Raw genomic sequence first — 1,770 nt, 5'->3', positions numbered from 1 at the left:
CTGCCCGACTGCCCATTGCCACCTCCTGCAGTTCTGCTATTTGAGAACGTGTGCCGTCGAATAAGGGGGCTGATGGCGGGAGAAAAAGGTGTGCATTCGAGTGTCGGCAGGCAAGAAAGGCAATAAAAAAAGGCCCCGTCAGGGGCCTTGGTATCTGGCTTGTCAGTGCAGTATGTCGCCCATGAAGTAGGCGAGCATGGTCAGAATGACGGTGAAGACCAGGTTCAGCACCAGGCCGGCCCGCATCATCTCACGTTGTTTGATGTAGCCGCTGGCGAACACGATGGCGTTGGGCGGGGTGGCTACCGGCAGCATGAAGGCGCAGGAGGCACCGACGGCGATCAGCACGGAGACGACGATGGGGGAGACCCCCAGCGCCTCGGCGACCCCGGCAAACAGCGGCACCAGCAGGGCGGCGGTGGCGGTGTTGGAGACCAGTTCGGTCAGGAACACCACAAACGCGGCCAGGCAGAGCAGAATGATGAAGATAGGCATGGTGGCCAGACCGTTGGAGAGGTGCTCCGCCAGGAAGGCGTTGGCGCCGGTCTGCTTCAGGATGGCGCTTAAGGTGAGGCCACCGCCGAACAGCATCAGCACGCCCCAGTCAGTGTTCTGATTGATGTCATCCCAGCTGGCCACCCGGCTGATGGCAATGGCCACGATGGCGCCCATGGCGATCAGGGTATCGAACTGGGGAATGCCTCCCATTGCCTTGGCGATGGGTTGGGAGCCGATCCACAGCAGCACCGTGGTCAGGAAGATGAGCAGAGTGATCTTGCGTTGACCGGTCCACTGGATGGTCACCTTCTCGGTGCGGACCTGATGGGAGAGGGTGGGGCGCGTCACCAGATACAGCAGGCCGATGCCCACCGGCATGAAGATGAGAACAACCGGGATGCCGAACTTCATCCAGTCGGTGAACCCCAACCCCATCTGGGCAGCCGCGATGGCGTTGGGCGGGCTGCCCACCAGGGTGCCGATGCCGCCGATGCTGGCGCTGTAGGCGACCCCCAGCAGGACGAAGACCAGGGTGCGGCGCTCCTTGTGGGCGTCGATGCCTTTGAGCATGCCGAGGGCCAGCGGCATCATCATGGCGGCAGTGGCGGTGTTGCTGATCCACATGGAGAGGGCGGCCGTGATGGTGAAGAGTACGATGGCAGCCCAGCCGAGGTGACCCTTGGCAAGCTGCATCACCTTGGCGGCGATCTGGGTATCCAGCCCCTGCTTGGAGAGGGCTGCAGCCAGTGCGAAGCCGCCGAAGAAGAGAAACAGCACCGGGTTGGCGAAATCCGTCAGAGACTTGCTCATGTCAAACACCCCGAGCAGGGTGGCAAGTACCGGGATGGAGAGGGCCGTGATGGTGATGTTGACTGCTTCGGTCAGCCAGAGAATGGCGATGAAGACCAGGATCCCCAGCCCCTTGTTGACGTTGGGGTCAAACGGTAGCCAGGCGAGCATGGCACAGAGCAGCAGGACATCCAGGATGACGATCCCGGATTTGACGTCCAGCCAGCGTGATGGGGTAGTAGAGGGTAGTGCAGATGGGTGCATATCGTTCTCTCGGTTAATTTATGGTTGGTGTTGTGTTGTCGAGATTACATTCATCCCCCCGTTTAAAACAGGGGGATCTGGTCAAAGCATGCCGAGACTCACGGAGTCAAGATAAGTTAAAACATAAAGAAAACATAAATTAACCAATTTGGTGTCGTTTGTGGTTGATCAGGAAGGAGGCAAGCCACTCCTTGAACAGACTGGGGGGCAGGGAGCCGC

The 1,770-nt window shown here is 59.8% G+C and carries 1 protein-coding gene; it reads right to left on the bottom strand.

Annotated features, from left to right (window positions below; all coding sequences use genetic code 11):
* Window positions 1-162: 162 nt before the first annotated feature.
* A complete protein-coding gene (locus CAK78_RS09510) occupies window positions 163-1,551 on the bottom strand; it encodes an SLC13 family permease (RefSeq protein WP_094697113.1) in 1,389 nt (462 codons plus the stop codon).
* Between the last annotated feature and the right edge of the window lie 219 nt (window positions 1,552-1,770).

The sequence above is a fragment of the Aeromonas sp. A35_P genome (assembly GCF_002259925.1).
Classification (GTDB): Bacteria; Pseudomonadota; Gammaproteobacteria; order Enterobacterales; family Aeromonadaceae; genus Aeromonas; species Aeromonas dhakensis.
This window is presented reverse-complemented; position numbering and strand designations above follow the sequence as displayed.

What these genes read in the sequence shown, in the direction of transcription:
- CAK78_RS09510 (WP_094697113.1), bottom strand. Translation starts at nt 1,551, where the DNA reads ATGCACCCATCTGCACTACCCTCTACTACCCCATCACGCTGGCTGGAC.